This is a genomic window from Sporosarcina sp. P2 (genome assembly GCF_002743255.1).
Taxonomy (GTDB): Bacteria; Bacillota; Bacilli; order Bacillales_A; family Planococcaceae; genus Sporosarcina.
Genome location: NZ_PDYY01000007.1, coordinates 158,454 through 184,760, shown reverse-complemented (window position 1 = coordinate 184,760; position 26,307 = coordinate 158,454). Strand labels below are relative to the sequence as shown.

At 41.9% G+C, this 26,307-nt stretch carries 21 protein-coding genes; 10 read left to right on the top strand and 11 right to left on the bottom strand.

Annotated features, from left to right (window positions below; translation table 11 throughout):
• Positions 1–316 precede the first annotated feature (316 nt).
• The 5 genes from CSV67_RS09465 to CSV67_RS09445 all read left to right on the top strand — a co-directional run bounded on the left by CSV67_RS09465 (position 317) and on the right by CSV67_RS09445 (position 6,938).
• Positions 317–2,038: a sigma 54-interacting transcriptional regulator gene (locus tag CSV67_RS09465; protein WP_099631350.1), complete on the top strand. Its 1,722-nt coding sequence runs from the start codon at positions 317–319 to the stop codon at positions 2,036–2,038.
• A 122-nt stretch (positions 2,039–2,160) separates the two neighbouring features.
• Positions 2,161–3,336 carry an iron-containing alcohol dehydrogenase gene (locus tag CSV67_RS09460; protein ID WP_099631349.1) on the top strand — a complete coding sequence of 392 codons (1,176 nt, stop codon included), beginning with the start codon at positions 2,161–2,163 and terminating at the stop codon, positions 3,334–3,336.
• A 33-nt stretch (positions 3,337–3,369) separates the two neighbouring features.
• On the top strand, positions 3,370–4,830 hold the full coding sequence (locus CSV67_RS09455; RefSeq protein WP_099631348.1) for a CoA-acylating methylmalonate-semialdehyde dehydrogenase: 1,461 nt from the start codon (positions 3,370–3,372) through the stop codon (positions 4,828–4,830).
• Between the two features lie 33 nt (positions 4,831–4,863).
• Positions 4,864–6,018 (top strand): iron-containing alcohol dehydrogenase, encoded by a 1,155-nt coding sequence (locus CSV67_RS09450; RefSeq protein ID WP_099631347.1) that lies wholly within the window; start codon positions 4,864–4,866, stop codon positions 6,016–6,018.
• 314 nt (positions 6,019–6,332) lie between these two features.
• Positions 6,333–6,938 (top strand): transposase, encoded by a 606-nt coding sequence (locus tag CSV67_RS09445; protein WP_099631346.1) that lies wholly within the window; start codon positions 6,333–6,335, stop codon positions 6,936–6,938.
• A gap of 79 nt (positions 6,939–7,017) precedes the next feature.
• Here CSV67_RS09445 and CSV67_RS09440 read toward each other — a convergent pair whose 3' ends face one another.
• From CSV67_RS09440 to CSV67_RS09430, 3 genes are all read right to left on the bottom strand, one after another.
• Complete coding sequence (locus CSV67_RS09440; RefSeq protein ID WP_233192584.1) at positions 7,018–8,229, bottom strand: GntP family permease; 1,212 nt, start codon at positions 8,227–8,229, stop codon at positions 7,018–7,020.
• A 108-nt stretch (positions 8,230–8,337) separates the two neighbouring features.
• Positions 8,338–9,852, bottom strand: a complete 1,515-nt coding sequence (locus tag CSV67_RS09435; protein WP_099631345.1) for a CoA-acylating methylmalonate-semialdehyde dehydrogenase — start codon at positions 9,850–9,852, stop codon at positions 8,338–8,340.
• Between the two features lie 33 nt (positions 9,853–9,885).
• Entirely contained in the window at positions 9,886–10,794 is a 909-nt protein-coding gene (locus CSV67_RS09430; protein ID WP_099631344.1) for an NAD(P)-dependent oxidoreductase, read from the bottom strand.
• A gap of 247 nt (positions 10,795–11,041) precedes the next feature.
• Here CSV67_RS09430 and CSV67_RS09425 point away from each other — a divergent pair, with 247 nt between their 5' ends.
• The 4 genes from CSV67_RS09425 to CSV67_RS09410 all read left to right on the top strand — a co-directional run bounded on the left by CSV67_RS09425 (position 11,042) and on the right by CSV67_RS09410 (position 15,034).
• Positions 11,042–11,650 (top strand): TetR/AcrR family transcriptional regulator, encoded by a 609-nt coding sequence (locus CSV67_RS09425; RefSeq protein ID WP_099631343.1) that lies wholly within the window; start codon positions 11,042–11,044, stop codon positions 11,648–11,650.
• 227 nt (positions 11,651–11,877) lie between these two features.
• Entirely contained in the window at positions 11,878–12,897 is a 1,020-nt protein-coding gene (adhP, locus tag CSV67_RS09420) for an alcohol dehydrogenase AdhP (RefSeq protein WP_099631359.1), read from the top strand.
• Between the two features lie 209 nt (positions 12,898–13,106).
• The gene (locus CSV67_RS09415; RefSeq protein ID WP_099631342.1) at positions 13,107–13,337 is read left to right on the top strand and encodes a hypothetical protein; all 231 of its coding nucleotides are present in this window, start codon (positions 13,107–13,109) and stop codon (positions 13,335–13,337) included.
• A gap of 314 nt (positions 13,338–13,651) precedes the next feature.
• A complete protein-coding gene (locus tag CSV67_RS09410) occupies positions 13,652–15,034 on the top strand; it encodes an SGNH/GDSL hydrolase family protein (RefSeq protein WP_099631341.1) in 1,383 nt (460 codons plus the stop codon).
• A 246-nt stretch (positions 15,035–15,280) separates the two neighbouring features.
• Here CSV67_RS09410 and CSV67_RS09405 read toward each other — a convergent pair whose 3' ends face one another.
• From CSV67_RS09405 to CSV67_RS09375, 7 genes are all read right to left on the bottom strand, one after another.
• Positions 15,281–15,496, bottom strand: coding sequence for an excalibur calcium-binding domain-containing protein (locus CSV67_RS09405; protein ID WP_233192588.1), 216 nt, complete (start codon positions 15,494–15,496; stop codon positions 15,281–15,283).
• Between the two features lie 290 nt (positions 15,497–15,786).
• Complete coding sequence (locus tag CSV67_RS09400; RefSeq protein ID WP_143560702.1) at positions 15,787–18,321, bottom strand: S8 family serine peptidase; 2,535 nt, start codon at positions 18,319–18,321, stop codon at positions 15,787–15,789.
• A gap of 224 nt (positions 18,322–18,545) precedes the next feature.
• Positions 18,546–18,932, bottom strand: coding sequence for an STAS domain-containing protein (locus tag CSV67_RS09395; protein ID WP_099631338.1), 387 nt, complete (start codon positions 18,930–18,932; stop codon positions 18,546–18,548).
• A 14-nt stretch (positions 18,933–18,946) separates the two neighbouring features.
• Complete coding sequence (locus tag CSV67_RS09390; protein ID WP_233192583.1) at positions 18,947–20,356, bottom strand: methyl-accepting chemotaxis protein; 1,410 nt, start codon at positions 20,354–20,356, stop codon at positions 18,947–18,949.
• A gap of 319 nt (positions 20,357–20,675) precedes the next feature.
• Positions 20,676–21,080 carry an ATP-binding protein gene (locus CSV67_RS09385; protein WP_099631337.1) on the bottom strand — a complete coding sequence of 135 codons (405 nt, stop codon included), beginning with the start codon at positions 21,078–21,080 and terminating at the stop codon, positions 20,676–20,678.
• A gap of 15 nt (positions 21,081–21,095) precedes the next feature.
• Positions 21,096–22,217, bottom strand: a complete 1,122-nt coding sequence (locus CSV67_RS09380; RefSeq protein WP_099631336.1) for a PP2C family protein-serine/threonine phosphatase — start codon at positions 22,215–22,217, stop codon at positions 21,096–21,098.
• A 220-nt stretch (positions 22,218–22,437) separates the two neighbouring features.
• Positions 22,438–23,172 carry an IclR family transcriptional regulator gene (locus CSV67_RS09375; protein WP_158232916.1) on the bottom strand — a complete coding sequence of 245 codons (735 nt, stop codon included), beginning with the start codon at positions 23,170–23,172 and terminating at the stop codon, positions 22,438–22,440.
• A gap of 254 nt (positions 23,173–23,426) precedes the next feature.
• On the opposite strand from CSV67_RS09375, the gene CSV67_RS09370 reads away from it, so the two are divergent.
• Complete coding sequence (locus CSV67_RS09370) at positions 23,427–25,112, top strand: M20/M25/M40 family metallo-hydrolase (protein WP_099631334.1); 1,686 nt, start codon at positions 23,427–23,429, stop codon at positions 25,110–25,112.
• 211 nt (positions 25,113–25,323) lie between these two features.
• Here CSV67_RS09370 and CSV67_RS09365 read toward each other — a convergent pair whose 3' ends face one another.
• Positions 25,324–26,292 carry a C-terminal binding protein gene (locus CSV67_RS09365; RefSeq protein ID WP_099631333.1) on the bottom strand — a complete coding sequence of 323 codons (969 nt, stop codon included), beginning with the start codon at positions 26,290–26,292 and terminating at the stop codon, positions 25,324–25,326.
• Positions 26,293–26,307: the final 15 nt, after the last annotated feature.

The following is a 26,307-nucleotide window of genomic DNA, read 5'->3' as shown; positions in this document are numbered from 1 at the left end:
AACGCTACAAATGACTGACTTAATAAATAAGCGATTCCTACCGCGACTAACGGAACGAATGGTGTGACAATCGAGCGGAAAACAATGACTCCGTCACCTTATCCTTATCTGGATACATCAAAACACCCGGACTACCTACGTAACTCCACTAATAGAAGTTTCGTTTTAAGAAAACTACTGCTCTGTTGGACAAGAAGTCTATTTGAATTTCGTGCAAAGTTTTCCGAATTGCCCTTGAATTGTGTGGGGACCTGGTACCTCTTTTGAGCTATAATGAAGCAACACAAAGTAAAATAGATATCTTCTGGAGGCTCTCATGTTTAAAGACACATTTATTGATACACTCATACAATTTGAAAGCGATAAAAAGTGGATGTCTGTAGCCAATTGGATGAATGAAAACCCGACAGTCATTCAAGCTGATAAAACATTGCTCGAAGCGGCTAAAGTTCTGAAGGAATTGAAGGTCGAGTTTCTTCCGGTTGTCGATTCGCACCATAGACCGATTGGCATGATGACTCTCCATCATGTACTCGAAGCATTCGTCAATGGGCACGACAAGCATATATTGCTTGAGACGATGTTGCCGTTGCCAGTAGCGGAAGTGGATGAACAGACATTGCTGAGTGAACTTCCTTTTGACTCCAACGATGCTCGTATCTTTGTTGTGAAAAATCAACAAGGCGAACTCACTGGTCTATTAACCCAAAAGGAAATTTTCAAAGGACTGTCAGCATTAATGGAAAGTTATATACAGAATGAAAAAGTTTCGGATATTTTAACTGTCATACTTGAAAAAGCGTTTGAAGGAATTGCTGTCGTAGACGAAAAGGGGATGATTATTGAATTCAATAATGCATATAGTAAATTTACAGGCGTTCCCCGATCAAAGGCAATCGGGAGGCATGTAACAGACATCATCGAAAACACCAATTTACATGAAACCGTCCAAAAAGGGATGCCCGAAAGAGGCGTTCTACAAAATATACAAGGACAGGACATGGTCGTGCATCGAATCCCTGTCTGGAAGAACGGCAAAGTAGTCGCAGCCATTGGAATGCTGATCTTTGAAGGAGTTTCGGATATTTATCGAATCTATGAACGACTGCAATTGCAGAAAGTCATGAACGATACCGAACTCCCTCCCCTATCATCCGAAGGCTTTTCGAGTCTTAATCAAATTATCGGAACGAGTGAAGCAATTTCCGACTTGAAAAGAAAAGCTCGGACTGCCGCACGAACGCAAGCCGTAGTTTTATTATCAGGAGAAAAAGGCACGGGGAAAAACGCTTTCGCAGAAAGTATTCATCAGTTAAGCCCCCTCGCCTCCAAACCATTCACGATCATTCACTGTGCGGTACAGGGACCAAAAAAAGTGGAGGAACGGCTTTTCGGTAAGGGCGGAATTCTCACTTCCAGAGAGCCGAGCACACTATACTTGCAAGATATAGATCGGTTACCCATGACGATTCAAATGAAGCTGCTGGCCTTTTTAAAACAAGCTCCAGACGACTTTGCTATTCAACTCATTATTTCTTCTACACAGAATTTGCATGAATTAGCGGAAAGAGACTCGTTCAGTTCAGAGTTATACGCTCAATTAAATCCACTGCAACTATCTATTCCGCCACTACGCAACAGGAAAGAAGATATCCCGTACTTACTGTCGCATTATATGCAGGAAGTTTGTTTTTCCCATAAAATAGCCGAGAAGTCTTTCACAACGTCAGCTATTTCCTGCTTAATGAATTACCAATGGAAAGACAATATCGAAGAATTGATTGATGTGGTAGAAGACTTAGTTAGTGTAGTAGACTCCGCTAGTATCGACGTGACAGATTTGCCAAAAACGATTCTAGATCAACAAAGTATCTATACTTTGGAAACCGTCAGAGAAAAACAAGACGTGGAAGAAAAAAAGATGATTCTTGATTTATTGGAGAAAACAGAAGGCAATAAGTCAAAGACTGCCGAGCTACTTGGAATTCATAGAACAACTTTATACAAAAAATTAAAAAAATTTAATATCTTGACCTGAGTGTAGCGCGAATGCTACACTCAGTTTATTAATAAAAGTGTAGCCTTAACGCTACACTTTTATTTTACTCTTTTCAAAAGCACTACTCTAGTACAAATAATAGTAGATGAGGAGCTGACTGAATGGGATCTTGCAAAACGTTTCACATGCCGTCGACGATATTGTATCAACAACATGCACTTGCACAGGTTGGTGAAAGAGCAGTAGTTCTCGGTAAAAAAGCATTGATCATCAGTGATCAAATCATGCAGACGCTCGGTTACGTTGCCAATTGCCAAGATAAATTATTGGAACATTCCGTTAATAGTGTCGTTTTTCTTGGCGTAGCCTCCGAACCAAATGACCAATATGTAGAAGAGGCATTGCAATTGTATCAAGACGAAAAGTGTGACTTAATCATTTCATTGGGTGGCGGAAGCTGTATCGATACAGCGAAAGCGGTTGCAGTCGTCGCGACTAACGGGGGAAATATTGAAGAGTACGTAGGCATGAAGAAAATTGCGCACATCACACCTGTACCTCATATCGCCATTCCGACTACTGCAGGAACCGGTTCAGAAGCAACTGACGTAACAGTGATCACAAATTCGGCAACGACTGTCAAGATGATGATTAAACAACCTGCTTTCATGCCGAATATAGCCATCGTCGATCCGTTGCTGACTCTCTCATCTCCGCAAAAGGTCACAGCTGCGACGGGTGTAGACGCACTGAGTCATGCGATTGAAGCCTACATATCCAAAAAGTCTCATCCGATGACAGATATGATGGCTTTGTCGGCAATCCAGTTAATTTCAAAGAACTTGCAAGCAGCATTCACGGACGGTCAAAATATTGAAGCGCGAGAAGGCATGTCACTCGCTGCCCTCCAAGCTGGAAGTGCTTTTTCCAATGCATCTGTCTGTTTAGTCCATGGCATGTCCCGACCTATTGGTGCTCTATTTGATGTACCGCACGGTTTCTCGAATGCGATGCTGTTGCCTGCCATACTGGAATATAGCAAAGATTCATGTATTGATAGACTGGCAGATATCGGTAGAATCTTTTCTCCCGAAGCATCGGAATTATCAGATGAAGATGCTGCAGACATTGCGGTACAATCCGTGAAAAACTTATGCAAATCATTAGATATCCCGAATCTCGAAAAATGGGGAATCCCTCGCAAAGAATTTGTAAGCGTTCTCACTAAGATGTCAAAAGACGCAATCGATAGCGGGAGTCCCGGCAATAATCCTAAAACACCTTCACAAGAGACCATTGAGGACTTGTATCAAGTATGTTATGAATACCAATTTTAATTTGACACATCATTACACTAGGAGGTCATTTATATGACTACGAATTCGACACTAACAGTACAAAACTATATTAACGGTGAATGGGTATCTGCTTCGACTGATCAGACAGAGCCTGTATTTAATCCTGCAACTGGAGAGATAGTGGCATATGTTCCGATCTCGACAAAAGAAGATTTAGATACTGCAGTGCAAGCTGCAAATGAGGCATTCGTTACGTGGAAAGAAGTAGCCGTTCCACGTCGCGCACGTATTCTCTTCAAATACCAACAACTATTAGTGGAACACTGGGATGAACTCGCTAGGATCATCACTGTCGAAAACGGAAAGAACTTTACCGAAGCGCACGGTGAAGTACTGCGCGGAATTGAATGTGTAGAATTTGCTACAGGAGCCCCTACATTGATGATGGGCGATAACTTACCGTCCGTCGCTGTAGGTTTGGAATCCGGAACGTATCGCTATCCGATTGGTGTCATCGGTGGAATCACACCCTTTAACTTCCCGATGATGGTACCTTGCTGGATGTTCCCGATGGCCATCGCAACAGGTAATACGTTTGTACTCAAGCCATCTGAGCGTACACCTATGCTAGCAAACCGCTTAGCTGAACTACTTGATGAAGCTGGCTTACCTAAAGGTGTATTTAATATTGTACACGGAGCACATGACGTAGTGAATGGCATGCTAGATCACGAACAAGTCGCTGCCATTTCATTCGTGGGATCTCAGCCTGTTGCCGAGTACGTGTACAAGCGTGGAACAGATAACTTAAAACGCGTGCAAGCACTCGCAGGAGCAAAAAACCACTCCATCGTATTAAAAGATGCGAACTTAGACAATGCCGCCACACAAATTATTAACGCAGCGTTCGGTTCAGCAGGTGAACGTTGCATGGCTTGTTCAGTCGTTGCGGTTGAAGATGCGATTGCGGATGAATTCGTTGAAACATTACGCAACAGAGCGAATGAACTGACAATCGGAAACGGTTTAGATGAAGGTATTTTCCTTGGGCCTGTTATTCGCGACGCACATAAAGAAAAAACAGAGCAATACATCGCAACAGGAGAAAATGAAGGTGCTACTCTGATTCGCGACGGTAGAGAAGATAGCGCGGCTAGAGGAAAAGGATACTTTGTCGGCCCGACGATCTTCGATCATGTAACGAGCGAAATGAAGATTTGGCAAGACGAAATTTTCGCACCTGTTTTATCGATCAGCCGCGTTAAAAACTTGGATGAAGCGATCCAACTATCAAACAAATCCAGATTCGCTAACGGTGCTTGTATCTTTACAAAAGACGGCGGAAATGTGCGTAATTTCCGCGAAAACATCGATGCTGGAATGCTCGGTTTAAATATCGGCGTTCCTGCACCGATGGCCTTCTTCCCGTTCTCCGGTTGGAAAGATTCCTTCTATGGTGATCTTCATGCGAACGGTAAAGACGGACTGAATTTCTATACACGCCAGAAAGTACTTACGGGTCGTTGGGAATAAAAGACTGATCACCATAATAAAGGAGGATTAATTATGTATGATTTTTTCGCGCCAACAGTAAACTTTTTTGGCAATGGTTCAGTGGAAGTAGTAGGTGAACGCTGTGCAATACTAGGTGGCAAAAAAGCATTAATCGTCACAGACAAATTCCTAAAAGAAATGGATAATGGCCCTGTAACGAAAGTCGTCAACTCTTTGAATAAGGCCGGGATCAACGTTGCCTACTTTGACGGAGTAGAACCAAATCCTAAAGATTACAATATTCATGACGGTTTGAAAGTGTTTGAAGAAGAAAATTGCGATTTGATTGTCACAGTCGGCGGAGGCAGTGCGCATGACTGTGGTAAAGGAATAGGCATTGCCGCCACACATGACGGTGATTTATACGAGGATTATGCAGGAATTGAAAAATTACAAAACCCGTTGCCACCCATTGTCTGTGTCAACACAACTGCAGGAACAGGAAGTGAAGTAACGCGTCACTGCGTGATCACGAATGCAGAGAAGAAAATCAAGTATGTTATTGTCAGTTGGAGAAATACACCACTCGTATCGATCAATGACCCACAATTGATGATTGACAAACCTGCAGGCTTAACCGCCGCTACAGGTATGGACGCTTTAACCCATGCTGTTGAATCGTATATATCGCTTGGCGCAAATGCCGTCACGGACGCCATGGCCATTCAAGCCATCAAACTTATTTCCGATAACTTACGGCAAGCCGTTGCGTATGGACACAATATAACTGCGCGGGACAATATGGCGAACGCCTCCTTGCTTGCCGGTATGGCATTTAACAATGCAGGACTCGGCTATGTCCATGCTATGGCACATCAATTGGGCGGACTTTACGATATCCCCCATGGTGTAGCGAACGCTGTCTTGCTACCACATGTTCTGGAATACAATATGATTTCCAACTTGGATAAATTCGCGAACATGGCAGAGTTTATGGGAGAAAACATCGAAGGGATTTCTAAAAGAGATGCAGCGTTCAAAGCAATCGAAGCCATTAAAAACCTATCAAAGGATGTCAAGATCCCTACTAACCTGCAAGAACTTGGCGTTAAGTCCTCCGATTTTGAGTTAATGTCAAAACTGGCATTGGAAGATGGCAATGCAGGAAGTAATCCTATTCAGGGAACACAAGATGACATTATTCAAATCTTCAAAGCGGCTTATTAAATCCAGTAAAATTCATGCCTACTAAAAATGTATTCGCTCAAGACATAGTACCTTCTGTTTCAGACCGTGGGTTTCCATACCACGGTCTTTGGGGATGGTACCAGGTCCCCACACAATTCTCATACAATTCAAATCCCAAAATATATAGAAATTGAAATCTTCTACTGTAATAGCGGCAAAGATTCAATTCTTCAAACTTAAAATAGGACTCGTATGCACTTTCTGTTTTCCAAAATTCCATTTCGTCCTTTTGACCAAAATGAAACTTCTCCTCTATACTCAATAGATTCACAAACTAATAGGAGGAGAGATCAATGGCAAGACGTAAACGGAATTGGCGGCCAAGTGTATACTACCATGTCGTTATGCGTGGCAATAACAGACAGAATATCTACTCTACCGAAGAGGATATGCTACATCTGATGCGCTGCATAGGCCATGCATCGATCGATTATCATTTTACTGTTGTTGCGTTCTGTATCATGACAAATCACTATCATATTCTACTACAATCTGAGGACAATCTATCCAAAATCATGCGGCATATCAATCGAAAATACAGCGATTACTACTCTAAACGTTACGGCTATGTCGGACAGCTTTACCAAGGGCGATATTATTCTAAGGAAGTAAAATCTACATATGCAATGCTGGCCGTAAGCCGCTATATTCACCGAAATCCGATTGCAACAAAAACACCTATGGTCAAACATTTGGCTGAATACCCATTTAGTACATTCCCCAACTACCATTCTTCTACTCCGTCACCTTATCCTTATCTGGATACATCAAAACTCCCCGACTGCCTACCTCCACCATTCAAGAAAACCACAGAAGCTTACGTTAACTATTGTTTGATGGAAACAGAAGAAATATTGAACATCTACAATAGTCAGGACATTCTAGAAATGCCCACGTAACTCTACTAACAGAGATTCTGATTCAACAACATGCAAAAAGACTTCTAACCTGTTGGTCAAGAAGTCTCCTTAGCAATACTTAAACAATTGTCTGAATAGTTCTTGAATTGTGTGGGGACCTGGTACGCTCACACGAAATCGCCCCGTTGTGAGGAAGAGAATCCAATCCACCCGAAGCAATAGATGCAATGCGGTGAAAGGCTTCAGGTGCTGGACCCGTAGTGGTCGCAACCTCATAGTAGTGCGAGCCTAACGCTTCTAATGTAATACCCAAACCTCCAGAAGCCGACCCCGTCGCTCCTGCCAATACGTTTACCGCAATTGCTTCAGAGATTAAAGGGTTCGCGTTGATTCCTAAAATTGCGTCGCTTAACTTTTCAAAGCCTGGAACCGATCGGACGATTGTTCCAAATCCTACTGCAGCACTGGTGTTGATCATCGCCATGACCGAATCGCTGGCGCCACTGTTTACGGCTTTTGTGAAGCCTTTGAATTCTTTAATAGAAATGAGTAAAATGAGAATAATTCCCGTTGTCAACGCTATGACAATATCCCATTTAAAAAAGTTCAATGTAATAATGACAGCCAGTAAAGGTAGTAATGAAAGAATGATATGGGGATACTTCGTGCGCGGTTTTGCATTCAAATCCTCTTCACGTTCTTCGAAGACTTCCCCCGCTTCTCTTAACACTCGTACTCTATGATTCAAATACACGATCGAACAGATAATCATGAATGCGGATGAAACAAGTCCGATAATCGGAGCGGCTGCCGCTGTCGTATGAAAGTACTGTGTCGGAATTAGATTTTGGATTTGCGGCGTACCCGGTAGTGCCGTCATGGTAAATGTCATCATCCCTGCCACAATCGTTCCTGGAAGAAGACGTCTGCTAATATTCGCTTCGCGGAACATATTAAGTGCCAATGGATAGACCGCGAACACTACCACGAACACACTCACGCCACCGTAGGCCAAAACACTGGCTGCCACAATGACACCAATGACCGCACGCTCTTTACCAAAAACGCGGGAAATCCCGATAGCTACTGAATGAGCCATTCCACTATACTCCATCAACTTCCCGAAAATCGCCCCTAGTAAAAATACTGGAAACCATTGCTTTGCAAAGTTCACGAAACCTGTCATATAGGTATCTGTATAAGCGTCAAGCAAGTTCAATCCACCGAACAAAGCAACGATTCCTGCACAAATAGGTGCAATCCAGATGATCGACCAACCTCTATAAGCTAATACCATTAGTAACACTAAGCCTATGAATATCCCTAGCATACTACCCCTCCTCCAACTGGCAATGTACGACTTAAATTGAAACTACTTTAGTATAGAAAAATAGCAGGATAGAAGTTAATTAGTCACTACGATCCTGCTTATGGTTAATCAGCTACTTGGTAAATCGAAATCGGTTTGGCTTTCCTCATTATAGGCAGTGTCGAACCATCTCTCGGACACCGTTTTCGTTTTCGTGAAGAAACGAACTGTATCAGGACCAAACATTTGCCCTTCGCCAAATCTGGAGCGTTTCCATCCACCGAAGTTATGGTAGCCAACCGGAATCGGAATCGGCACATTCACTCCGACCATTCCGACTTCAATTTGATCAGTAAACGTTCGTGCTGCTTTACCACTGTCGGTAAAGATCGTCACACCGTTTCCGTATTCATGTTCATTGATCAAATCGATTGCTTCTTCAAGCGTCTCCACTCTCACTACAATTCGAGCAGGACCGAATACTTCTTCTTTATAGACATTCATATCTGGAGTCACATGATCAAGCAATGTCGGCGCCAAGTAATAGCCATCATCATTCGCCACGTTAGGGTTTCGTCCGTCCGCTACTAGAACGGCTCCTTCCTTTACCGCCAGATCAATGGATTGTACAACGCTCGCTTTTGCTTCTGCACTGATCAATGGGCCGAAGTCTGCTTCATTGTCATCGAACCTTCCGATTTTTAGCTCGCTTACTTTTTCTGCGAGCTTCGCAACGAACGCGTCAGCTGTTTTCTCCCCAACAGGAATGGCAGTAGAAACCGCCATACATCGTTGTGATGCGGCACCGTATGCTGCGCCGAGGAATGAATTCACCGCTGTGTCGATATCTGCATCCGGCATGATGACCATATTATTCTTTCCGCCACCAAATGCCTGGACACGCTTATGATGTTTCGTTCCTTTTTCATAAACTGCTTCCGCTACTCTCGTCGAACCGACAAAACTCACAGCCATCACGTCTTGGTTCGTAAGCAATGCATCCACCGCCTCTTTATCGCCATTGACCACATTCCAAACACCCGCTGGCAACCCTGCTTCTGACCAAAGCTCTGCCAGAATCAATGCGGAATGAGGAACTTTTTCTGAAGGTTTCAGAATCATGGCGTTCCCTACCGCTACTGCCATCGTACTCATCGCAACAGGTACCATGACTGGGAAGTTAAACGGTGAAATACATGTCACGACACCCAAAGGCTTGTGCATGGAATAGGAGTTGATCTCGCCTCCTACATCCACGGAATGCTCACCTTTTAATAGGTGTGGAGCGCCAAGCGCAAAATCCACCGACTCAATCCCGCGTGTGATTTCACCTGTTGCATCGGAGAGCGTTTTTCCGTTTTCTTCACCTATCGCATAGGCTAGCCTTTCTGTGTTTTCCAGAAGTAACGCACGGAATTTATGAAGAACTTCCATTCGTTTACCAACCGAAACCTTCGACCAATGGGTAAAACCTTCTTTCGCTAGTTTCACCACTTCATTCACTTCTTCTGTGGAAGCGAGTGGAACTTGCGCAATCTTCTCTCCAGTAGACGGATTAAACACATCTCCAAATCGTCCGCTTTTACCTTCTACTTCTTCTCCATTAATAAAATGAGTTAATGTCTGAACATCTGTTTTTTGCATAGGTCCATTCCTCCCAATTTATAGTGAATTTTGTTATACGTTTTGCTTTTGCTTATTCAACTTATCTTGGATCATCAAATACGAAGAAGACATATCATCATGCGCGTGACCCTTTTCTACTTCCGCTTCATAATACTCAATAAGTTGCGACGCAATCGGTAGCTCCCCGTCAAGAGAATCCGATACGTGTTTCGCAAGCTTCAAATCTTTTAATAGTAATGAAGTCGTGAAAGCACCTTTCGTATACTCATCCTGTGAAATATACGTCTTGTAGTTACGTGTAAGAATAGAACTTGCGCCCGAGCTGACCTTGATGATGTCATAGACGATGTCCTGATCCACACCCGCAAGCTTCGCAAGTGAAAGCGCTTCCGCAACAGCTTGATTATGGATACCGGCCATCATATTATTGATGAGCTTCACAATAGTACCCACACCCGGATCGTTCCCTACATGGAAGACGTTCGATCCAATAGCCTCTAGATAAGGCAATATCGATTCAAACGTATCTTTTTCACCACCGACCATAATCGATAACGTAGCGTTTTCCGCCCCACTAACACTACCACTGACTGGAGCGCCTAGATATTCAAGACCCAGTTTCAGCGCTTCTTGCTCAATCTTTCTGTTCAGTTCAGGTGAAATCGTACTCAAGTCCACTAATACCAATGGCTTGGTACAATTATGAACAATTCCGTCCTCTCCTAAATACACACTTTCCGCAATAGCAGGAGTAGGTAAACTAGTGAAAACCAGATCTACTTCTTCTAGCAGCGAAGTAGTCGTCATCCCTACATGCCCACCCATTTCTGCAAATCGTTTTTCGGATTCCTTATTGATATCTAAAGCAAATATGGTATAGCCATGTCCCAATAAATTCTTAGCCATCGGAAAACCCATATTCCCGAGACCGATAAACCCAATCTTTTTTCCGTTCGCCATACATACTCCCCCTTTTTAATTGCTCACCAAATGAAAGCGTTGTCATTCGTCACAAAAAAATAAAGTCCAAACTACCGACCTACAAATCAATGAAAATCGGAACGCATTTATTTCACATACCGTAGTCACATACTATGGTCACTCAATAATAAACACTATTATCTAAATAGTCAACCAATTTATTTAATTTAATAAAATATGCTATCATGGTACATAGTGAACAAGCATCGTAGAGGAGGAATCGAGTATGACAGAACTTACTTCTAGACAGATAAAAGCGCTAGAAACTAAACAAAACCTCCTTGAAAAAGGCTTGGAGCTTTTCCATGAGAAGGGTTTTGATAACGTAACCGTTGAGAGCATTGCGAAAGCATGTAATGTGTCAAAGGGGGCATTCTATGTCCACTATAGTTCGAAATATGATATTTTCTTGGAAAAATTTAAAGACATTGATGAATTCTATTTATCCTTTATCCCGAGCATACCAACGGATTTAAGCGCTTCAGAAAAAATCCTTCTTTTTTATAAAGGGCAAATGACGTATTTACGGGACGTATTGGGAAAAGACTTTGTCCATACCATTTACACAAGCGCACTAGCCTTAACAATGAATGAGGATCACTATTTAACTAATCAAAACCGACAACTTTACCAAATCATTCATTCGTATGTGGAAGAAGGAATCCAGCGCAACGAATTTAAACAAGAGTTTTCGGCTGATTATATATCGATGCTCATCACACGTTGCATGCGTGGGACGATTTATGATTGGATTATTTTTAGAGAACGGTTGGATCCTGTCGTAGAAATTCACCATATGACTTCCACTATTTTGGATGGGTTGAAGGTTAAATAGTGTACTAGCCTCTAGTGGCCATACGATGTAGTTCTCTGATGATATAAAACACCTTCTTCCTGAAAGACAGAAAGAAGGTGTTTTACATACTGTAGTATTTTTCACGTAACGTGTACTAATCTGTAATCCTCCCACGTATAGATAGTCGGTAAGAGAAAAGGGAGGAATCATTCATGAAATCAGCAATTCAAAACAGTAACGCAAGAGGGACTACAAAACAGACCACAATGAAAGCAGCGATCGTTAAAGAATTCCAGACAAAGTTGCAGATTGAAGACACACCAAAACCAACACCTGGAGCCGGTCAGGCACTAGTCAAACTAGAGGCATGCGGCGTCTGTCATACAGACTTACACGCGATCAACGGTGACTGGCCTGTCAAACCGAAACTTCCTCTCATTCCAGGTCATGAAGGTGTAGGAATTGTTGACGCTATTGGACCGAACGTCACGGCTGTTAAAGTCGGAGATCGTGTCGGTATACCTTGGCTCTACTCTGCATGCGGTGAATGTGATTATTGTCTACAAGGGAAAGAAACTCTGTGCCACAATCAAGAAAACGGTGGCTATTCAGTGGACGGTGGATACGCGGAGTATTGCCTCGCAGCAGCGGATTATGTCGCGAAAATTCCAGAAAACCTCAGCTCTGTTGAAGCCGCACCCATCCTCTGCGCAGGAGTGACAACATACAAAGCGTTGAAAGTATCTGGTGCAAAACCAGGAGACTGGGTCGCGATTTACGGCATCGGCGGATTGGGCCACGTAGCGCTACAGTATGCGAAAGCTATGGGATTCAATGTAGTGGCGGTAGATATTGCGGATGAAAAGTTAGAGCTCGCGAAGAAACTCGGAGCTGACATAACAGTGAACGGCAAAAAGGAAGATCCTGCCGAAGCCATCCAACAACAAATCGGTGGCGTACAGGCGGCTATTAGTGTAGCTGTAGCACAAGTACCTTTCGAGCAAGCGTATCGTTCCGTCAAACGTGGCGGCACATTGGTTGCGGTCGGATTGCCACACGAAGATTTACCGATCCCTATTTTCAACACCGTGTTAAACGGAATCACAGTAAAAGGTTCCATCGTGGGTACACGAATCGACATGAAAGAAGCGCTTGACTTTGCGGCACGAGGAAAAGTGAAAGCACAGATTGAAACGGCTCCCCTTTCCGATGTGAATGCAATTCTTGAAAAGATGGAAAAAGGTCAAATCAATGGCCGTATTGTGTTGACGTTTGATAGAATGTAAGTAGAGTCGGCACCACATAATCGCATATCGAGAGCATCACAACGAGGCTTCCTATCGGTTTATCGATGGGAAGCCTCGTTTTTTTAATGATGTAGTTGGTAGAATCGCATGTTTTGTAGATAAATACTCTTTTATTATCGCAAACCGAGTGTATTGCATTACATCGCCTTGCTGAACGCGACATATAGTACAGCAAGGAGGTGAAATATATGTCGAAATGTGCAAAACTAAGCAATGAATGGCTTTTCTTCTTCGGGATTTTAGCCGGATATGCTTTGCTCGGCTTATTTTTGATCGTTCCGGGCCTATTGGCAACTCTCGCTGGAAGCTTATTGCTATTTGCTCTTGCTGTGATTTTGGTGATCAGTATCGTCTTGTTCGCCTTGGCGATCATTTTGAAAGGCCTTTCCCGGCTGTTTCATATTCGTAAACACAAATAAGAAAATAACCGTCACTTTAATAGTGGCGGTTGTTTATACATATAACGAAATGAATGATGTCAACGTCCTTTTGTCTTGTGCGTACGTATCAGGAATAACTATCTTAAATTTCTTTAAATTTTCCTATTTAAGCGAACCAATCCGCACTATGTATCCTGCATTTTCCGTTTCTTTAATTATGTTGAGACTTGAAACTGATTTTAAAATTTGCAGACTTTTCAGTATTCGTGTATATTATTCTAGTACGAAAAAGTCAGAAAACTCTTTCGTACACACAACGTATCACGATTCTTACTATCAGACAGGGGGATTCAATGAAAATCAAATCATGGGTAGCACTACTTTTTGCATTCTTTTTAAGTGTAGCGGTTGCTACAACAGGATTCGCGGCACAACCGGCGGAAGGGTATGACCCGGAAGACGGCATCTATGTAAAAGCGGAAAGCGATTACTATTATAAAGGCCGCTACTCTAACGGGCGTGTCTTTCCCGAATATCTGGCAAAGGCATTGACCGGAGATTATGACAACTTGACAAACTATGCAGTTGGCGGTGCTTTTTCAGGCGTTCTATTTGGAACAGAAGGCAGCGAAGATGAACGTTCCAACTATTCCACTTTCCTAAAAGGCTGGAGCGCGGATCAGCAAGTGAAGACGTTCCTCGCAGAACATAACGGGAAAATCGATCCAGACGCTCTGTATATCATAAGCGTAGGTGGAAATGATGGCTATGCAGTTGAAGATCTTGGCGTAGATCGCACCGCCGAACTTGCCAGTGACTTTTACTTGAAGATGGTACAAAATCTACTAGAAGGCGGTGCGAAATACATACTACTGCCGAACCGCTATGAAGATGACCGTAAAGGGTTGACTGAATTTGAAGACATAAGAAATCAGCAAACTGTCCAAAAGATCAATGACTACTTGGCGCTGGATTCTACGCCAGACGATGTCCATGTTCTATATGGACATAATCAGCAGCTCAAAGAAAACATTGACGAACAAGGTTTCGAAAAATTCGGCTACAAAAGTATGGGATTCTATTTAATTTCCGACTGGGTACCAGCATACGGCTATGCAGTGGCTTCTGAAGATAACAGCGATGTTTTCCCGACTACAGAAAATGAGGAAACATACGGTGGCTATGGTCTCTACTCTACCGATAGCAAATACTACACGCCCGAAACTGCAGGATTTGAGCCAAATGATTTTTACTTGTATGACGAATATCATGTAAGCAACAAAACGCACCGCCACATGGCAGCCTATCTACTAAATAAAGATATAGAAACCGAAGACGGCCAGTTCAAGAACATCTACAACGGAGAACCCAACCCATTTGCCGAAGCACTTGCAGATGGCACCATCCTGTCCAAGTATTCAACGATCTATACATTCGGTGATAGCAGTATCGATTCAGGTCGTGGTCTCAGTATAACGACGGAACTTGTAAACAATCGCGATAAACAAACTTCAACTTCAAGTGAAGAATCCCAACAACAAAACCCGTTAGCTTATACTGTAAAACGAGGCGACAATTTGTGGACAATCGTCAAAATCCACTATCCTAATTTGCAGACGAACATAGCAATTTCACGGCAAGTTCAAGAAGTGTACGATGCAAACAAAGTTCAAATTGCACATCCCGATTTGATTTACCCGAACCAAACGTTCACTCTTCCGGCTGCCAACGACTAATTAATCTATCGTGATAATTATGTTGAGAACAAGTAGCTATTATAAAACTGAAAAAGGTTTTCTGATTATATCCATGATCAGAAAACCTTTTAATTATATAGAGACCGGTATCTCGTCTAGATGACACTATAGACGATTCACTTTGGAAATCAAAAATCAGATAACTACGCGATGATCTGTTACTTTCTTTGACATTTCCCTACAGATCTACTATCCAAACGATAGTATGCTAGTAACTATTCTGCCTTATCTCTCGCAAGCAATACCATCTTTATCTCGATCAAGTTTTGTGTGTGAGTTATATATACTAGCCGCTACAGTAGGCTTCAGTTTGGTCTTACCACCTTTATTTTTCACACTAGCATTCTTTGCAACGCCGCCAGGATATGTTTTATTCAACTCCGTACAATTCTTAAACTTCGCTGCTGCCGCTTCGGTTGATTGGACCGGTAGTAAAACCATACTGCATGCTAATAGTGCCGGTAAAACTCTCTTCGTAAATTTAATCATAATCTCTTCTCCTCTTTCTACCACTCTCATTTTTACATCTTATACTGTTGCTTCACCAGTATCCCATCACTATCGTAAAGACCAACAGTTAAATATTTGATTAAACGGATGGAAAATTGAGATAAAGAGTATCCTGACTAGTTACCCGGTCAAAAGACTCTTCTCTCCGTCACGCCCGGAAATTAGTATAACCTCTAATTAGAGGATAAACCGGTACCTATATTGTACAGAACCCGTTGCCCTCAACGCACTTCCTCCAACACACGTACATACTCATCAGGTGCCTCTAATGTTGAAACACTAGACACCACATCAAACTTCATACGAATATTTTTGCCTAATGAAACTAGTTTGTTGTTTTGCAGATTCTGTTTTATGGTCAAATAATGAACCCCTTCATCCCATGCAGAAGTAGGTGTAATCAACAGCTTGTTAGGCGATGTCGGATCCACTTTAGCAGTGAATTTTTTTACAACATTGCTTCCATTTTCGGAACGTGAAATTAGTATGTCTTCACTATAATCTTTGCCTATCTGCAAATCTTTAGAAAATGTTACAGTAAATACTTTTGTAGGTGGCACTTCCATTTCGGGGAAGTCACCTTTGAATTCAGGCTGTACCTCTCCGCCTACTACAGTAACAGTTGTGTTGGCAGTGAAGCTTCCGTCATTCGTTGTAACTGAAATAACGGCTACACCTGACTTTTTCCCTGTTATGATGCCATACTCGTCCACTTCAGCAACCGCTTGATTCGATGAGGTCCACGTGACCGATTGATTAGTTGCATTAGTAGGAAGAACATTTTCAAATAATGCAACTGAATTCGAACTGTTCGCACCTGTTACTTTCACTTTCGCTTCTTTGACCGCCACTTCACTGTTGTAACGAATTGTCGTCACCCCACGACTCAACGCACGTACTAAGCCGCTGGAATCAATAGTCGCAACTTGCGGAACAGAAGAAGTCAATTTTGCGGAAGCCTCCACATTTTTCACAAAGGACCGAGATTGTCCTATTGTCATAAACGCATTATCGAATAGGAATTCCGGCTTCGCTATGGGTTCAACCGGTTGGTCTGGTGTAAATAATGTAGAAATTAGATATCGCTCATTTGTAAACAAGTATTTATAGGATGAGCCTTGAAAAGCTACAAGATAATACGTGCCCTTCTCTAACTGATCTGAATAGTACAACGCACGTGTACCGTCTGATAACCTCTCCAAGTTCGCTACACCTATTATTTTTTGCTGGCTATTGTAAATAGCTACCCGTAAATATTGATTATCTAAGTGGCTGACGTATTTTGATTCCAACCAACTTGCAAGTAAAGAAAATCTTCCTGGTTTGTCAACAGTAAACGAATAATGATCAAGATCATAATAATAATCCGTGATAGCCCCTGCCATTCCTGTTCCTGGATTCAATCGATTAGCAGTAGCAAACGTGTTATTAGGTTCGCGCTCATAATCAACCGCAGCCTCCACATGCTTTTTCTCCAACTCGATCGCGTCAGTTGACATGACACTCGTAGAATTCATTTTTTTATCCAGATTAATCGTCAGTGCATTCGTATTCAATGTAACTCCACGTACGGGAACAGTTGGATTAGATGCGGCTAGTTCTGAATTCAGTTTTTCTAAATTCAACACGCCTCTTCCATAATATCTATCTATGCCAATCGACCCTAAGTCAGTCGCTGTATCCTCCAACATTTTTTTGATTTGCGATGGAGTGGCTTCCGGACGGATCGATTTCACTAACGCTGCTGCCCCCGCCACAATAGGTGACGAAAATGAAGTGCCATTCACCGATTTATAGCTATTGTAATTACTGGTAGTGAAGATGTCCATTCCCGGCGCGACCAAGCTGACGTAGTCATTGTAATTGGAAAAATACGCACGGTTATTTTGACGATCTACAGCACCCACAGAAATTACATTAGAGTAAGAAGCTGGGTAAGAAATAGGATTCCCTTCTTCTGCCTCATTTCCTGACGATGCGACCACTGAGATGCCCGCTTGAATGGCACGCTGTATGGAATCATTAAATATAGCGGAATAGTTTGGACCACCTAAGCTTAGATTAATAACATCAACGTGATGATCGATAGCATGACTCATAGCCAGAAGCAATGTGGCTGTTGAAGTATAGCCTCTACTATCAAACACTTTTATCGGAAGGATTTTCATATTATACGGACCAGTCACTCCAGAAACGCCTATATTATTTCCAGTCGTGGCAGCGATTACTCCCGCTACTTGTGTACCGTGCCCATCCAGATCCGTGATATTCGTATTGTTATCGGTAAAGTTATAACCTCCGGATTGAATACGCCCTTGTAAGTCTTCATGACGGCTATCCACACCTGAGTCAACTACCGCAACGATTGTATTCTTCTTTTGTTGCTGGACATTCGACCATATAGACTGTGATTTAACATGCGGTATCCACCATTGCTGACTTAAGTATGTGTCACTTAACGCAGTACTATGTTTACGGTATTCATAGTTGGGTTCGACACGTGAAATACTCTTCTCTTCAAGCAATTGCTGTTGAAGAGTTTCTAAATCCACTTCGTCACTAATACTCCATAACTCGACTTGAGAAGTAATGTATTCCCGCTTCTCAACCCCTGGTGCCGCTTCATGGATAGTAGATGACCGATAGCCTTCTGCATATTCTACTAATAACTCAGAACTATGAGTCTCTCCTTGCATTTCTGCATTGCCAGTGGCAGGATGAATACCTAACATTCCCAGTAATACAAACAAAAACACACGTACAATACTCCCCTTTAATCTCAACACATCCCTCTTCTCTAGTTATTAATAATCTTATAATAACACAATATTACATTTTTATAGCATAAAAGATTCGTGTTAGGTTCTAGAACCTTCCTCCATATACGTCAATTATCAAAAGCGTCAACTCCGATAATTTGGAATTGACGCTTCTTCTTTACAAGGGGTATTATGTGGAGACCTAGCACCTCTGTTACCATTCAATAATCCGTAATAGACAACTCCGTCTCAATCGGTTGCTTAATAATCCCTAACGCTGCCGCTTCGCTTTCGACAATCGGGAAAATTTTATCGCATTGGGAAATGGAGAATAATCTGCGGACAAATTTATCTACGATAATAATGGCGATTTTCTTATTTTTTTGAGAAACTTTTTTGGCAAAGTTGACGATCATGCCAAATCCTGTACTGTCGATATTTTGTACATTGCTCATATCGAGGATGAAGTTCCGTCCTTCTGTAAGCGGTGTCGTCTGTAACTGTTTTTTTAGCTCTTCTATCAAACCGTATTGCAAATGACCTGAAAACTCGATAATCATATACGTATCTTTTTCTGCTACTTGCAATGTTGCAGTTTTCTGTTCCATACTATATCCCCCCATTACATTTTAAATTTATTAACTTCTTCACGTAAATGATCAGCGACCTCTGCCAAACTGGTTGTATTGTCAGCAATTTCAGCTACTGTGGCATATTGTTCTTCAGATGAAGCGGCAATTTGCTCTGTTGCTGCGGCAGACTCCTCGATGATTGCGGAAATATGATGGATAGCATCTTGGACATTCTGTGAATTGGAATGAACCGCGTCAAATGCATCTTTTATATGCAAGATGCTCGACTCTGTCACGCTAACTTTCTCCACGATATGCTTAAGCGCTTCTCCACCTTGATTAATAATGACCCCTTGTTCTTCCACCGCTGTTAAATTACTTTCCATCGTTCGCACAGTCACCGATGTCTCCGCTTGAATATCCGTAATCAGATCGGTAATTTGCTGGGCAGCTCCTGTTGATTGTTCAGCCAGTTTGCGAACTTCTGCTGCAACGACAGCAAATCCTTTTCCGTGTTCCCCTGCTCTAGCTGCTTCAATTGCCGCGTTTAGCGCGAGAAGATTTGTCTGTTGTGAAATTGCTGTAATGACGGTAATAATACCGCCGATTTCTTCTGAACGCATACCTAATTTTTGAATCGAATCCGTTGCATAGCTAACCGTTTCTGTTACCGTGCCTAAATGGGCAATCGCTTTGCTAATTGCCTGTTCGCCTACATGCGCAATAACTGTAGATTCCTGTGCATTCAATAAACTCTGTTCGACATTATCTACATTTCCTACTACTTTTAAGATCGTATCACGCATCATACCTGCGATTCGTTCCGCTTGTTCAGATTGATTCGTCACACCTGATGCGATTTCATTCATCGTAGAAGCGATTTGGCTAGCGGTTTCATTCGTCTGCTGGGATGATTCCGCTAATGCGACGGATGAATGAGCAATTTTATTGGCATTACGCGCAACGTTTTGCATCGTTGCGGTTAACTGCTCTTTCATATCCCGAAAAGCAACGGATAATTCAGCAATTTCGTCCGTTCCTTTCGCTTCGTAAAGCTCGACGTTCAAATTCAAATGGGACAATTCGTTCGCATTATCACGCAACCGGTTGATTGGCCTAACCAGCATACGCTGGATGAAAAAGCTCGCGCTTAGAATAATAAGCAACGCAAGTCCAAGCGAAATAACGATGGTCTGTATGGCAGAAGACGTCGCGATTTTTATATAAGGCGCTGTAGGAACCGCTACTGCGATAATCCCGATCACTTCTCCGTCTTTATCTAGAATCGGATTATAAGCTGCTTGAAATGACTTGCCGAGAACATCTGCGGTACCAAGAAAACGTTCTTTTTTCCCTAGTACGAGATCTCCCACTTCCTTCGCTATCTGTGTCCCTAAGCGTCGCTCCCCATTTTCTATAATATTTGTCGCAATACGTGTATCCCCTTGGAATATGGACATCGTATTACCTTCCGTTAATTCTCCTAACTGATCAGGAATAGCTTATGCCTCGTACATATCCATTTGGCCTTTATGCAATGAACCATTCGTAATGGACCATTCGTAATGGACCACTCGCCCGGCACGGAAGAATCCAACAACTCCAAACTTAGCATCAAGTCAGATCGCAGCTTAGCCTCTGCCGCCTCCAATAAATTGTCTTTCGTCGCATTATAATTCAGACCACTTAAAATGCCTGAAAGCAGTAAAATTGCTAGTAAAATAACTGCGTTAACCCTTCTCCCAATGGATCACTTCATTTAACTTTCCCCCGCTGTCACTATTTTTTCTCCACACCGACTAAAAACTGCGCATCGGACACTTGTTCAAACCACAGCTGGTCCACCATATGCTGAATGAACAAAAAACCACGGCCACGCTCACAAAAACTGTCACCCTCCGCACTCATATCGAGCACTACCGGCCACTGTTCTTCCGGAATTCCTTTCGCAAAATCAGACACTGTAATCCGCAATTTCTCGTCTTCATTTCGCATATGTACTTCAATTGACTCGGACCGTCCTTCTTTCTCCATTGCCTCAACTGCATTAATGACCAGCTCGTGCATCACAAAACAAATTTCTCTGGCACATGGAATCGAATACAGCTCCGAATAGCTCTCCATTAATTGGTCAATCAACAGGACCGATTGCTGGCTTGGTGTAATAGCGAACGTGAATTCCATAATTGCTTCCCCCACTTATAATGAAGTAGTTCTCGATACTACTGTAATATCATCTTCCAATGGCAAATGTGACAATCCATACTTTTCAGTGAACTTCCGCAACATGGCGCGACTAGTTTGTGAACTGTACGAATGAAAAAAGCTCCAGTCAATTTTTTGTGTGGGATATAACGTAACTAATCCGTCCTTATATAAAATAATGCGGTGCCAACCCGTCAAACGGATACTTTTCGCTTGCACTTGAATCGACGGAAATAGCCTGAGAATAGGAGAATTCGCATGCAACATCACAGTCTCCCCATACTTCCCGAACATGACCCCTTCAGGATGTGGAGCGTTTACATATTGCAATGTACCGTTTTTCTTATCAATTACCGCATAGATGGCCGTCACTAAAAACGAATCCAATCCGTCAGTGGAAAACAGCTCATAGATTTTTCTGTTTACTTCCTTCATCACACTAACGGGATCGATCAACTTTACGATGATTTCCTTCAATAAAGAACGAATCGACATCGTAACAAGCGATGCCGCCACCCCGTGCCCCATCACATCAAACAGCATGACCGCTGTTAAATCATCATCGAGCTGAAACCAGCAAAACATATCACCGCCAAGAGACTGGGAAGTGAAATAAATACCATTCACTTCAATATGAGGTAGCGATAATCCAGGAGTCAATGCGCTTTTCTGGACATTCCTCGCTATAGATAAATCTAACGCAAGCTGAAACTCATGCTCTTTCCGCTTTTTCGTTTCCTCATAATATTTGAGCGCAATGCGAATCCGCGTCTTGAGCTGAAAAAAGTCAAACGGCTTTAGAATAAAATCAAATATCCCAACCTCCAATAAACGCTCAAAGACAATCAGCTTCTCACAAGACGTCGACAACAAAATAGGTACATCCCGCCATACACACAGCGCTTCAATTTCCCGGCAATGCGCTTCACAATTATCTACATCTAAATTTGCATCATATATAATGAGCTTAATCTCTTCTTGTAAAAATAAATGCTCGTATTGAATCGCTGTATAGGCACTTTGAAATACATGAATCGTATGCAAGTCTAGTTGTAGTAAGTTTTTTTGAATTTTAAGGACATCATTACCTACTTCACCGATAATTAAAATCATCATGATTCAGTGGCTCCTTAAAATTAGTAATTTACTGGTTCAAATTAATTATACTTTATGACCATGTGGAAAGATATAGAACTTTTATGAAAAAAGCCTTCCAAATCATTTTTATGATCGGAAAGCTTCACTCTTTCACTATATTTTATTGGATAATTCATTCCAATGAAATATGGTGAATGTGACATAATTGTATGGGGACCTGGTAGCTGTTTTACACTTATTAATGTTTTCCCATCTCTCCCGAAATCTTCTCGGCGACTTCGACTACTTTTTCGATAAACAAATCTTCTTGCTCAACTGTCACCTGGCTTTCGATCGCCTCTACACTTACAGCGGCGAGTACGCGTCCTTCGAAGTCAAATATAGGTGCGGCAACAGCAACAGTACCTGCTGTTTTCTCTCCTCGGCTGATTGAGAATCCCTTTCTTTTAATCTTTCTTAATTGTTTTTTAAATTCCTCCTGCTCTTCTATCCTTCCGACCAGCTGACAAAGTATCTTTTCTGATTCTATTTGAGGTAGATTTGCAAGCATCACCTTATTGGCAGCTCCCAGGTGCATGGGAATTCGCTCTCCTATACCGTCTATGATTCGAATACTGCGCGGGCTATCGATGCGGTCAATAATAATAGAGACTATTTCGTTCGGAACGTTTAAATAAACCGTCTCACGCACATCTACGGCTAGTTTCTCCAAGCTCGGCCGTGCAACGGCACGGACGTCAAGCTTCTCATATTTTTGCAAACCAATTTCTACCCATTTATAACCTAGTTCATATTGTTTCGTATCTGAGTCAAGGGAAACGAGGGCGTGCGACTCCAAAGATTGTAAAAGCCGATAAACTGTGCTGATTGGTAAACTTGTAGACTCGGCCAACTCTGCTGGCAACCACTTAGTCTTCTTTGTATCTGACAGTACATTTATAATTGCCATTGCCCGATCAATCGATTGAATCATAGCCATTTCTCCTCCTATCTTTCCAATATTGTATCAAATATCTTCCATTTCGTCCGCAGTAAGTTCATAGTCGTTTAAAAGACGTAAATGATGTTGACATGAACCATCATTAAGAGCTAAAATAAAAGTATTATTCCGATTAGTGGAATTAATTCCACTATGCGGAATTCAATAAAAACTCTTATAGTAAAGTGACCTTTTGGTAATACATTCTTAAAATCACTTAAATGAAATGATAAAGGGAGGAATAAATTATGTATGAACAGCTAAAGAATATGAAGACACATGAGCAAATTGAGTTGATTACTCAATATCTTGTTGGATTAAACAGCATTAACGGTACTCTCGGAGAAGTACGTATTGTCCAAGAGATTTACAGAATTCTTTCCACATTCCCGTACTTCCAGGAACACCCAGAAAACCTCTGGTTGCAGAAGATTCAACATGATCCGATAGGACGACAGAATGTCTTTGCGTTTGTTGAAGGTGCACACAATTCTTCCCAGACCGTGTTATATCACTCCCACATTGACACAGTTGCGGTTGAAGACTTCGGACCTTTAAAAGAATACGCATTTTCACCAAATGAATTGGAAACTTTCTTCCGCAACTATGACAACGACCCAGAACTACAAGCCGAAGCAAGCTCCGGAGACTGGATGTTCGGTCGTGGTTCAGTTGATATGAAAAGCGGAGCTGCTGTTCATATCTCAAATATCCTTTATTTTTCAGAACATCTTGAAGAGTTGGAAGGTAATGTGCTTTTGCTTTGTAATGGAGACGAAGAAAGCGAACATCGTGGAATGGTCGGGGCTCTTAGTGAGCTTAACCGTATACAACTTGAACTGGGGATTCATTTCATTGCTGCGATCAATACTGATTTCATCACGCCACTATATGACAATGATACGAATCGTTATATATATACAGGCGCTGCTGGCAAAATTCTACCTTGCTTCCACATCTATGGACGTGAAGTACACGTTGGAGACACTCTTTCAGGGATTGACCCGAACTTTATTTCAGCTAAAATTACTGAACGCATTCATAACCGCTACAAGCTTGCCGAAAAAATTCCTGGCGAGATGGTCTTGCCGCCGACTGTATTAAAACAGCGTGATATGAAAGAACTTTATACTGTTCAAACAGCTATTTCGAGCCATCTGTATTTTAATTGCTTCGTATATGAAGATTCCGTTGGTATTATCTTGGAGAAATTTATGCGTGAAGCGAAGGAAGCTTGTCTGGAAGCGGAAACTTATCTGAAAGCGCAGTTTGAAGAATATATTCAAGTAACAGGCCTTCCGACTCGTGATTTATCGTGGAAAATTGATGTCACTACTTATGAGGATTATGTAGCTTACCTGACAAGCAGAGACATTGATGTTCGTGCGATCATTGACGGTGTTCTTGCAGAAAAGCAACCGGCTGACTTACGAGACCTCTGTTTTGATATTGTCAGAGCACTTCAAGCAGAAGATCCTGAAAAAAAGGCAAGGGTAATTTTATTCTTCGCACCGCCATTTCTTCCACATAACTATTTGAGAGCGGAAGATGATCACGATACACATATTCAATCAGTAATTTCTAGTGTACTCCAAGAGGTCGGTGACGCGACTGGTGAGAGCTTTGAATTAAAAAAGTTCTTCCCTTATCTTGCGGATGGTAGCTTCTTGTCCCTGCATGAAAAAAGGGATGAACTGGAACCACTCACACATAATCTCCCGGAATGGGGCAACTTGTATGAAATTCCTTTTGACACAATAAAAAAACTAAACATCCCGTCTATTAATATGGGTGTATACGGCAAAGATGGACATAGATGGACAGAACGTGTATATAAGCCTTATTCATTTAGTATATTGCCTGACTTGATAAGAAAAACCACATTAAGAATGCTCGAGCAACAAACAAGTATGGATATTCCAAAAATTGGTTGAGTGGGTAAATCTTATAACAACTCCCTTTTAAAATTTTCTTGTAGATATATGAATAGAAGCGGCCTGCAAATCCTTTAATGGAGAGTAGGCCGCTTTAAGTCATGATTGAATAGCAAAAAGAGCCTGCACCCCCTAATTTATCGAGGATGAAGACTCTTCTTTTGAGTTGGATGGCGTCTAGACATGCATTACCTTCTCGATTAACATAACTCTATAACCTTACACTATTAACAATTTGACATTTGCTGTAGTCGCCTTCCGCAAAATGTTTTACATTCATAGCGCATTCCATGGTCGCCTCGCGTAATGATTCCTGCGAGTAATAGGCTATGTGTGGAGTAAGTATAATATTTTCCCTCTGTACAAATGGATGTGTTTGCAGATTCGGATCTTCTTCCTGTAAAACATCAGCTGCATAATATGCCATCTTCCCCGAATCAATCGCATGTACAATAGCATCCTCATTTATCACTTGACCCCTTGCCGCATTAACTAGAATGACACCGTCTTTCATCTTTGCAATACTAGAATTATTGATGATTTCCTTCGTCTGCTGATTGGCTGGCAAATGAAGACTGATTAAATCAGACTGCTGTAGAACATCGTCAAAAGAGAGAAGTTCCACACCATATTCCGCCGCTTTTTCATCACTAACAAACGGATCATAGGCTATTACCTTGCAATCGAATGGTCTTAAGCGTTGTGTAACAAGCCTAGAAATATTCCCAAACCCTAGTAGCCCGACAGTTTGGTTCTCAAGTCTTCGCATAGCCGGAAACAGGTTATAATCCCAAACAAGATCTTCTTTAACACTTTTATTGAAAGGTAGTATCATGCGATTCAACATGATCAGCATACCTGCCGTATAATCGGCAACTTCTTTGACACAGTATTGCGAAATATGCGTAACAGGGATATTCTTCTTTCTTGCATAGTCGACATCCGCATAATTAAAACCAATCGTTCCAAAAGCAATTAATTTTAATTTAGGAAGCGCATCAATTACTCTTTTTGTAAATGGTTCATATGCACAAATGACAGCATCCGCATCACGACAGTTCTCAATGATTTCATCTTCAGTTGCAGAGGGGATCTCAAGTATCTCCAACTGATTACCAAATATCTCTTTTTCTATTTCCAATGCACCTGGAAATGTAAAGGTACGCACAACTTTAAACAATTATAATCGCCTCCT

Bases quoted from the DNA above. Each gene is read 5' to 3' on its own strand.
- CSV67_RS09445 (WP_099631346.1), top strand. From the start codon at position 6,333: ATGGCAAGACGTAAACGGAATTGGCGGCCAAGTGTATACTACCATGTC.
- CSV67_RS09425 (WP_099631343.1), top strand. From the start codon at position 11,042: ATGACAGAACTTACTTCTAGACAGATAAAAGCGCTAGAAACTAAACAA.
- CSV67_RS09465 (WP_099631350.1), top strand. From the start codon at position 317: ATGTTTAAAGACACATTTATTGATACACTCATACAATTTGAAAGCGAT.
- CSV67_RS09375 (WP_158232916.1), bottom strand. From the start codon at position 23,172: ATGATTCAATCGATTGATCGGGCAATGGCAATTATAAATGTACTGTCA.
- CSV67_RS09440 (WP_233192584.1), bottom strand. From the start codon at position 8,229: ATGCTAGGGATATTCATAGGCTTAGTGTTACTAATGGTATTAGCTTAT.
- adhP (WP_099631359.1), top strand. From the start codon at position 11,878: ATGAAAGCAGCGATCGTTAAAGAATTCCAGACAAAGTTGCAGATTGAA.
- CSV67_RS09415 (WP_099631342.1), top strand. From the start codon at position 13,107: ATGTCGAAATGTGCAAAACTAAGCAATGAATGGCTTTTCTTCTTCGGG.
- CSV67_RS09450 (WP_099631347.1), top strand. From the start codon at position 4,864: ATGTATGATTTTTTCGCGCCAACAGTAAACTTTTTTGGCAATGGTTCA.
- CSV67_RS09395 (WP_099631338.1), bottom strand. From the start codon at position 18,932: ATGGAACAGAAAACTGCAACATTGCAAGTAGCAGAAAAAGATACGTAT.
- CSV67_RS09390 (WP_233192583.1), bottom strand. From the start codon at position 20,356: ATGTCCATATTCCAAGGGGATACACGTATTGCGACAAATATTATAGAA.
- CSV67_RS09380 (WP_099631336.1), bottom strand. From the start codon at position 22,217: ATGATGATTTTAATTATCGGTGAAGTAGGTAATGATGTCCTTAAAATT.
- CSV67_RS09410 (WP_099631341.1), top strand. From the start codon at position 13,652: ATGAAAATCAAATCATGGGTAGCACTACTTTTTGCATTCTTTTTAAGT.
- CSV67_RS09370 (WP_099631334.1), top strand. From the start codon at position 23,427: ATGTATGAACAGCTAAAGAATATGAAGACACATGAGCAAATTGAGTTG.
- CSV67_RS09435 (WP_099631345.1), bottom strand. From the start codon at position 9,852: ATGCAAAAAACAGATGTTCAGACATTAACTCATTTTATTAATGGAGAA.
- CSV67_RS09460 (WP_099631349.1), top strand. From the start codon at position 2,161: ATGGGATCTTGCAAAACGTTTCACATGCCGTCGACGATATTGTATCAA.
- CSV67_RS09385 (WP_099631337.1), bottom strand. From the start codon at position 21,080: ATGGAATTCACGTTCGCTATTACACCAAGCCAGCAATCGGTCCTGTTG.
- CSV67_RS09430 (WP_099631344.1), bottom strand. From the start codon at position 10,794: ATGGCGAACGGAAAAAAGATTGGGTTTATCGGTCTCGGGAATATGGGT.
- CSV67_RS09405 (WP_233192588.1), bottom strand. From the start codon at position 15,496: ATGGTTTTACTACCGGTCCAATCAACCGAAGCGGCAGCAGCGAAGTTT.
- CSV67_RS09455 (WP_099631348.1), top strand. From the start codon at position 3,370: ATGACTACGAATTCGACACTAACAGTACAAAACTATATTAACGGTGAA.